At 70.1% G+C, this 8,175-nt stretch carries 6 protein-coding genes and 1 pseudogene; 4 read left to right on the forward strand and 3 right to left on the reverse strand.

Annotated features, from left to right (window positions below):
- Nucleotides 1–7 precede the first annotated feature (7 nt).
- Nucleotides 8–1,989 (forward strand): annotated as a pseudogene (topA, locus tag I53_RS09000) (type I DNA topoisomerase); the annotation flags it as partial.
- A gap of 180 nt (nucleotides 1,990–2,169) precedes the next feature.
- Here topA and I53_RS09005 read toward each other — a convergent pair.
- Nucleotides 2,170–2,358 carry a hypothetical protein gene (locus I53_RS09005; RefSeq protein ID WP_043349406.1) on the reverse strand — a complete coding sequence of 63 codons (189 nt, stop codon included), beginning with the start codon at nucleotides 2,356–2,358 and terminating at the stop codon, nucleotides 2,170–2,172.
- Nucleotides 2,359–2,717: 359 nt separating this feature from the next.
- Here I53_RS09005 and parE point away from each other — a divergent pair, with 359 nt between their 5' ends.
- Entirely contained in the window at nucleotides 2,718–4,790 is a 2,073-nt protein-coding gene (parE, locus tag I53_RS09010) for a DNA topoisomerase IV subunit B (protein ID WP_043349421.1), read from the forward strand.
- A gap of 45 nt (nucleotides 4,791–4,835) precedes the next feature.
- Here parE and I53_RS09015 read toward each other — a convergent pair whose 3' ends face one another.
- Both I53_RS09015 and I53_RS09020 read right to left on the reverse strand, forming a co-directional pair.
- Nucleotides 4,836–5,327 (reverse strand): PRC-barrel domain-containing protein, encoded by a 492-nt coding sequence (locus tag I53_RS09015; RefSeq protein WP_043349409.1) that lies wholly within the window; start codon nucleotides 5,325–5,327, stop codon nucleotides 4,836–4,838.
- Nucleotides 5,328–5,553: 226 nt separating this feature from the next.
- Entirely contained in the window at nucleotides 5,554–6,420 is an 867-nt protein-coding gene (locus tag I53_RS09020) for an outer membrane protein (RefSeq protein ID WP_043349412.1), read from the reverse strand.
- A gap of 623 nt (nucleotides 6,421–7,043) precedes the next feature.
- On the opposite strand from I53_RS09020, the gene I53_RS34980 reads away from it, so the two are divergent.
- Entirely contained in the window at nucleotides 7,044–7,271 is a 228-nt protein-coding gene (locus I53_RS34980) for a hypothetical protein (protein ID WP_236961534.1), read from the forward strand.
- A gap of 209 nt (nucleotides 7,272–7,480) precedes the next feature.
- On the forward strand, nucleotides 7,481–8,175 hold a 695-nt coding region (locus I53_RS09030), incomplete at its 3' end, for a DEAD/DEAH box helicase (RefSeq protein ID WP_043349416.1).

Raw genomic sequence — 8,175 nt, forward strand, 5'->3', positions numbered from 1 at the left:
GCCTTAGCGCGACCTCGAACTCGCGACCTTCAGGTGGCGAGCGTCGAGGCGAAGCCCGCCAAGCGCCACCCGCAGCCGCCCTTCACCACCTCGACCCTGCAGCAGGAGGCCTCGCGCAAGCTCGGGATGGCGCCGGCCCAGACCATGCGGGTCGCCCAGCGTCTCTACGAGGGCGTCGATATCGGCGGCGAGACCGTCGGCATCATCACCTACATGCGGACCGACGGCGTCGATATGGCGCCCGAGGCGATCCAGGACGCCCGCCGGGTCATCGGCAAGGAATTCGGCGACCGCTACGTGCCCGACGTGCCGCGCAAGTACAGCGTCAAGGCCAAGAACGCCCAGGAGGCCCACGAGGCGGTGCGTCCCACCGACATGAGCCGCCTGCCCAAGATGGTCGCGCGCCACCTCGAGCCCGAGCAGGCCCGGCTCTACGATCTCATCTGGACCCGCACCATGGCGAGCCAGATGGAATCGGCCGAGCTGGAGCGGACCACCGTGGATGTCACGGCGAAGGTCGGCCCCCGCCAGATCGACCTGCGCGCCACCGGCCAGGTGGTGAAGTTCGACGGCTTCCTGACCCTCTACCAGGAGGGCAAGGACGACGAGGAGGACGAGGAGAGCCGCCGCCTGCCGCCCATGAAGGCCGGCGACCCGCTCACCCGCGAGCGGATCAGCTCGACCCAGCACTTCACCGAGCCGCCGCCGCGCTATTCCGAGGCGAGCCTCGTGAAGCGCATGGAGGAACTCGGCATCGGCCGCCCGTCGACCTACGCGGCGGTGCTCCAGACGCTGCGCGACCGCGAATACGTCAAGATCGAGAAGAAGCGGCTGCAGCCGGAGGACAAGGGGCGGCTCGTCACGGGCTTCCTGGAGAGCTTCTTCCGGCGCTACGTCGAGTACGATTTCACCGCCGACCTTGAGGAGCAGCTCGACCGCGTCTCCAATGCCGAGATCGACTGGCGGGCGGTGCTGCGCGACTTCTGGCGCGATTTCTCCGCGGCGATCGGCGAGACCAAGGAGCTGCGCGTCACCGACGTGCTGGAGGCGCTGAACGGCCTCCTCGGGCCGCACATCTTCCCCGACAAGGGCGACGGCTCGAACCCGCGCACCTGCACGGTCTGCGGGACCGGACAATTGTCGCTGAAGCTCGGCAAGTTCGGCGCCTTCATCGGCTGCTCGAACTACCCCGAGTGCAAGTACACCCGCCAGCTCTCGGCCTCGGGCGTCGAGGGCGAGGGGGACGGCTCCTCGGCCGAGGGCGGCCAGCCGGGCGTCCGGGTACTGGGCGACGATCCCGCCACCGGCCTGCCGGTGACGCTGCGCGACGGCCGATTCGGGCCGTTCCTGCAGCTCGGTGAGGCCTCCACCGAGAAGGGGGCGGAGAAGCCGAAGCGTTCCTCCCTGCCGAAGGGGCTGAGTCCCTCGGCGGTCGACCTGCAGAAGGCGCTGGCGCTGCTGGCGCTGCCCCGCGAGGTGGCGCGCCACCCCGAGACCGGCGAGCCGATCCTGGCCAATCTCGGCCGGTTCGGGCCCTACGTGCAGCATGGGAAGACCTACGCCAATCTCGGCAAGGACGACGACGTGCTGGAGATCGGCGGCAACCGCGCCATCGACCTGATCGTCGCCAAGGAGCAGGGCGGCGGCCGCGGCCGTCCGGCTGCCGATCCCGGCCGCCCGCTCGGCACGGACGCTGCGAGCGGGCGCGACCTCGTGGTGAAGGCCGGCAAGTACGGCCCCTACGTCACCGACGGCGAGGTGAACGCCACGCTGCCGAAGACCATGAGCGCCGAGGCGCTGACGCTCGACGAGGGGATCGCCCTGGTCAACGCCAAGCGTGCCTCGGGCGGCGGCAAGCCGGCGAAACGGGGCGCTGTCCGGAAGACCGCGACGCGCGCGGCGAGCGGCGCCAAGCCGGCGGCCAAGAAGACGGCAGCGAAGAAGCCCGCCGCCAAGAAGACCGCGGCCAAGAAGACGGGCGCCGGCTGACGCAGACAGGTCCAGGCGGCCTTCACCCGCTCGCCGGGTGCAAGGCGCGTCAGCCGCGCCGGTCCGTGTCCAGGGCGGGCACGCGGTCCTGCGCTGCTCTCCCGGCAGCGGTGGGGGACAGGAGCAGACCGACGCGGAGAACGGGATGCACGTCCCGGTTTCCGGGTCCGGCCGCCCGGTTCAGACGAGGTAGGTGATGGTTGCCGCGAGCGCCGTCGCGAAGGTCGCCAGCGCGATCGTGGTGGAATTCATGAGCGCCCGGCCGGGCGGCACGCCGGCCGCGTCGTCGTCGCAGCCGAAGGCGGCGCCGGCCGCGTGCTCGAAGCGGATCAACGTGAGGCGGCGGGCCTCGATCGCGGCATCGCTCATGGGCTGCGGCTCCCTGACCACGGTCAAGATTTATCTCCGCCGTCAACGTCGATCGTCCCGGTCTGTTCCGGCGGCGGCCTGTGGAGGTCGAACAGGCTGGTCACGGGAAAGCCTTAACCCATCGTTGTGCAACGTCGTGATGACGGGCCGCCTGGCCCCCTCGGGGGTCGGGGCGGTTCCGGCCCTCGCTCGCGGCGCCGCAGCATGCGATGGTGCGGCCGCGTCGCCTGGGGGCGAACGGTTTTGATGTTTACGTTTTGTTCCGCTATCATGCGGGGATGAAGGCGCATGCTCCACGACCCAAGACCCGTCTGCGCGAATCCGAGCCGGCCGATGCGCCGCGCCCGCGGAGGCCGCGCGTGAGCGATCCGGCCCGCGACCTGTTCGGACCGGGCGGCAAGGCGGCCGCCTCGACAGCCCCCTCTCGCGCGCCGGAGCCGCGACGGCGCCTGGACGCCACGGCCTCCGTGACGGCGCTCGCAGCGGCCGAGCCCGATTCCGGCTACACCGCCTCCGACATCGAGGTGCTGGAGGGGCTGGAGCCGGTCCGGCGCCGCCCCGGCATGTATATCGGCGGCACCGACGAGCGGGCGCTGCACCACCTCTTCGCCGAGGTAATCGACAACTCCATGGACGAGGCGGTGGCCGGCCATGCCAGCTTCATCGAGGTGGAGCTGGAGGAGACCGGTGCCCTCGTGGTCACCGACAACGGCCGCGGCATCCCGGTCGACCCGCATCCGAAATTTCCCGGCAAGTCGGCGCTCGAGGTCATCATGACCACGCTGCATGCCGGCGGTAAGTTCGACTCGAAGGTCTACGAGACCTCGGGCGGCCTGCACGGCGTCGGCATCTCGGTGGTGAACGCGCTCTCCGACCTCCTCGAGGTCGAGGTGGCGCGCAACCAGACCCTGTATCGCCAGACCTTCTCGCGGGGCCACGCGCAGGGCGCGCTGGAGCTGATCGGCCGGGTGCAGAACCGGCGCGGCACCCGGGTCCGCTTCCACCCGGACGCGCAGATCTTCGGCTCGCTGAAATTCGACCCGCGCCGCCTGTTCAAGATGGCGCGTTCGAAGGCCTACCTGTTCGGCGGCGTCGAGATCCGCTGGCGCTGCGCCCCCGCCCTCCTCGAGGGGCTGGAGGGCGTACCTGCGGAAGCCGTGCACCGCTTCCCCGACGGCCTGCGCGACTATCTCGCCCGCGACATCGACGGCAAGGAGCTGGTCACCGACGCGATGTTCTCCGGCAAGATCACCAAGCCGGGCTCGCACGGGTCGCTGGAATGGGCGGTGGCCTGGATGGTCGCCGAGGACGGGTTCTCGCATTCCTACTGCAACACCATCCCGACGCCCGAGGGCGGCACCCACGAGGCCGGCCTGCGGGTCGCCCTGCTCCGGGGCCTGCGCGAGCACGCCGAGCGCGTGAACCAGGCCAAGCGCATGACCGCGGTGACCACCGACGACGTCATGGCGACCTGCGCGTCCATGCTCTCGGTCTTCATCCGCGAGCCCGAGTTCCAGGGCCAGACCAAGGACAAGCTCGCCACCGTGGAGGCCCAGCGCATCGTCGAGACGGCGGTGCGCGACGCCTTCGACCATTGGCTCGCCGCCTCCCCGGCCCAGGCCAACAAGCTGCTCGACTGGGTGATCGACCGGGCCGAGGAGCGCCTGCGCCGCCGCCAGGAGAAAGAGGTCGCCCGCAAGAGCGCCACCCGCAAGCTCCGCCTGCCCGGCAAGCTCGCCGATTGCTCGGCCGCCGGCACCGCCGGCTCGGAGATCTTCATCGTCGAGGGCGATTCGGCCGGCGGCTCCGCCAAGCAGGCCCGCGACCGGGCGACCCAGGCGATCCTGCCCCTGCGCGGCAAGATCCTCAACGTCGCCTCGGCGAGCCGGGACAAGCTCGGCGCCAACCAGCTGATCTCCGACCTCACCCTGGCGCTCGGCTGCGGCACCGGCGCGGCCTTCCGCGAGGCCGACCTGCGCTACGACAAGGTGATCATCATGACGGACGCCGACGTCGACGGCGCCCACATCGCCTCGCTGCTGATCACCTTTTTCTACCGCCAGATGCCCAAGCTCATCGACCGCGGGCATCTCTACCTCGCGATCCCGCCGCTCTACCGGCTGCAGCAGGGCTCCAAGGTGGCCTATGCCCGGGACGACGCCGACCGAGAGCGGATCATCAAGACGGTGTTCAAGGCCGGCAAGGTCGAGATCGGGCGGTTCAAGGGCCTCGGTGAGATGATGCCGGCCCAGCTCAAGGAGACCACCATGGACCCGAAGAAGCGCACGTTGCTGCGCGTCGCGGTCCTGGACGAGGCCCGGGAATCGACCGGCGACACGGTTGAGCGGCTGATGGGCAACAAACCCGAGGCCCGCTTCGCCTTCATCAGCGAGCGCGCGGCCTTCGCCGAGGGGGCCGACCTCGACATCTGAACCGTCGCGCCGACGCGGTTTCCACCGCGCCGGCCGCCCGGACCGTCAGGGCTTGGTAACCGCCTTGGCCGGGTCGAAGGGCTGGGCCGCCGACACCGTGTCGGTGCTCATGTTGAGGACCGCCGAGAACCGCTCGCCTCCCGGCCGCAGCACCAGAGCACCAGGCTCCACGGCGATCACCTTGCTGCCCAGGCCGAGGAAGCCGCCGACATCGATCACAACGGCCTTGAGGGTCCCGCCATCGGTGATCAGCAGGTCGTCGATCTTGCCGACGCTGTCGCCTGCCGCGTTGCGCACCGTCACGCCGATCATCTTGGAGGCCAGGAAGGCCACAGGCTTGAGCCCCTGACGCTTGGCGGCGTCCTCGGCATTCGCCGCCGCCATCAGCCGCCCGACGCCCTGGCCGTCCGTCGAGGTCCCCGGCCCCGTGCCCGGCAGGACCGTATCCTTGCCGATCACGGAGGCATCCTGCGCACGTGCAGGCGCTCCCGCCAGAGCCAGGGCCGCGAGCGACAGGAGAAGGATTCGGCTTCGCATGGCTGATCGCTCCGGTGCGCCCGGACCCGTCGCGGTTCCCGTCCTGGTCCCCGCTCGATCCCCATGAGGCGCCGCGGTCTCAATCGCGGGTGGCACGCGCGGTTCCGGCGCTCCCTGTCGCACCCGACCCGTCCGGCGGCACGACCCTGAAACGCGGAAGGGCCCGGCCTTGCGGCCGAGCCCTTCCGTTGCGCGGAGCCGGTCGAGCCGGCTCCGACGTTCGATCTTAGTACGAGCCGAACTTGTAGTTCAGGCCGGCGCGGACGACGGCGAACTCGGTCTTGGCAGCGGCGCCGTTGAGGTAGGCGGTGCCGTTCGGGGGCAGGAGGTTGCCGTAGAAGACGCCGCCGGCGGAGTTCTTCTGGCGGTCGAGGCTGACGTACAGGCCTTCGACCTTCAGGGTGACGGCCGAGGAGCGGAAGAAGTTCAGGAAGGAGTCGGTGGGCAGGGCGTACTCGACGCCGCCGCCGGCGGCCCAGCCGGTGCGGAAGCTGTCGCGGAAGCGGTTGCCGGAGAAGTTCTGGTCGTCCTGGCCGGATCCGTAGGCGAAGCCGCCGGTGCCGTACACGAGGGTGCGGTCGAAGGCGTAGCCGAGGCGGCCGCGGACGGTGCCGAAGTAGTCGAGGCCGTTGCCGCTGGTGGCGACGAAGGCGGGCGGGTTGGAGAAGGCGACGCCGGGGAAGCCCAGGAAGCTGTAGTTCTGGGTGGCGTTGGCGCGGCGGGCGAAGTCGACGTACTGGGCGTCGGCCTCGAAGCCGATCACCACGCCCGAGCCCGGCGTGAACTGGTAGTTGTAGCCGATCTGGGCGCCGCCCGAGAAGCCGTCGTTGTTGTTGCGGTTGTTGACGCTGACGACGCCCGAGGTGCCGGGGGAGTTGATCAGCGAGCCGCCCGGCAGGGCGTAGCTGGTGGTGTTGCGGCTGTTGGCGTCGAAGCCGTAGCCGGCGTTCACACCGACGTAGAAGCCGGTCCAGGTGAACACCGGCACCGGCGTGAACACCGGCGGCGGCGCAGCGCGGCGCGGCAGGTCGGCGGCGGACGCCGTTGCGGTCAAGCCGGCGAGGACGGTGGATGCGAGGAGGAGCTTCTTCATGGTGGTGTCGGTCCTGGGGTTAGCTTGAGCCGGCAGCCTTCTAGGCGCTCTCGGATGGCGGGTCTGTCGCTTTCCTGCAACAAGCATCCTCAGACTAGGGACATCCCGTCAACGAAAGATGAAGACTAACCGACCGTCTCCCAAGCAGCCGGCTCGCTTGCCCGTCGAGACTGTACGCGGACAGCTGAAAAGGCTCGGAAGACTAGCTGTGTTGCGCGACGTGCATATTCGGGTACGCCTCAACGGGTGCCGCGATAGCGTCCGACGTCTCGCCGGTTGCATACAGGGCGGCCGTTTTATTCCGGCACAACTTTGGCGAGAGGGTGCGCGCGGTCGTAAGCGATCGGTTAACCGTATCCGCCGATGGTCGGTCGCTGCGGGCGGGCCGACCCTCTCGAGCGCCCGCGACCGGCTTCCTGCCGGCTCCCGCGTCGCGGCCGGCCGCCTCGCCCGGTGGAGACAGCCGTCCATCCATGCTCAGCCACGACGAACGGAGCCGGAGAACCTTCGGCAGGCGCCGGACTCCGGAGGGGATGGCCGGTCTTCCGGCGAGCGTTCCCGGCCCGGCATCGCATCCTGCGCGGCCGAGGCGGGCCGCCGGGCCCCTGCCCTGGACCCTGCGCATGGCGGGACTCGTCGGGCTCCTCACGGTGGTTGGCGCCTACCAGCTCGCGCGGCTCAGCCGGCCCGATGCGGCACCGATGGCCGCCGCGGTCGCCGCTGTGGCGGGACCGGCCCATCCGGGGATCGCGGATCCGCAGACGACCGGCGCCCTCGCGGCATCGGAATTCGCCCGGTCCACCCGCCTGGATCCCTGCCTCGTGCCCGCATCCGACCGTCTCCGGCCCTGATCGAGGCCCGTTTTGGCGCCCGATCCCCTGTGCGTCGGCGGGCGCCATCACCATTGCGAGATTGACAAGTCGCGCCAGGGCCCTAACTGACATGCGTGATGCGCCCCGCGGCCCCGGGAGCGCCCGATCGCCCCGCGCGAGCCTTTCCCAGCCGTTGCCGCGACGGTGTCCTTCGCGCCGGCCGGGCGCGCAACGGTTCCTGAACGCAGATGCCTTTTTCCGACCTGGGACTGAGTGACAAAGTCCTGAACGCCGTCGAAGCGGCGGGTTATACCGAGCCGACGCCGATCCAGGCCGAGGCCATTCCCCACGTGCTGGCGCGTCGCGACGTCCTCGGCATCGCCCAGACGGGAACCGGCAAGACGGCGGCGTTCACGCTGCCGATGCTGACGCTTCTGGAGAACGGACGCGCCCGGGCCCGGATGCCCCGGACCCTGATCCTGGAACCGACCCGCGAACTGGCGGCCCAGGTGGTCGAGAATTTCGACCGCTACGGCACCAACCACAAGCTCAACGTGGCCCTGATCATCGGCGGCGTGTCCTTCGCCGACCAGGACGCCAAGCTGATGCGCGGCACGGACGTGCTGATCGCGACCCCCGGTCGCCTCCTGGACCATTTCGAGCGCGGCAAGCTTCTGCTCACCGGCGTCGAGCTGCTCGTCATCGACGAGGCCGACCGCATGCTCGACATGGGGTTCATCCCCGATATCGAGCGCATCGTGAAGATGGTGCCGTTCACCCGGCAGACCCTGTTCTTCTCCGCGACCATGCCGCCGGAGATCGAGCGGCTGGCGGACATGTTCCTGCACAACCCCCAGCGGGTCGAGGTCGCCCGTCCCGCCTCCACGGCCACGACGATCACCCAGCGCCTGGTCGCAACCGGCGCCGAGGGGCATGCCAAGCG

This window comes from Methylobacterium sp. B1 (assembly GCF_000333255.1).
GTDB lineage: Bacteria > Pseudomonadota > Alphaproteobacteria > Rhizobiales > Beijerinckiaceae > Methylobacterium > Methylobacterium fujisawaense.

Bases quoted from the DNA above. Each gene is read 5' to 3' on its own strand.
- I53_RS09005 (WP_043349406.1), bottom strand. From the start codon at position 2,358: ATGAGCGATGCCGCGATCGAGGCCCGCCGCCTCACGTTGATCCGCTTC.
- I53_RS34980 (WP_236961534.1), top strand. From the start codon at position 7,044: ATGGCGGGACTCGTCGGGCTCCTCACGGTGGTTGGCGCCTACCAGCTC.
- I53_RS09015 (WP_043349409.1), bottom strand. From the start codon at position 5,327: ATGCGAAGCCGAATCCTTCTCCTGTCGCTCGCGGCCCTGGCTCTGGCG.
- I53_RS09020 (WP_043349412.1), bottom strand. From the start codon at position 6,420: ATGAAGAAGCTCCTCCTCGCATCCACCGTCCTCGCCGGCTTGACCGCA.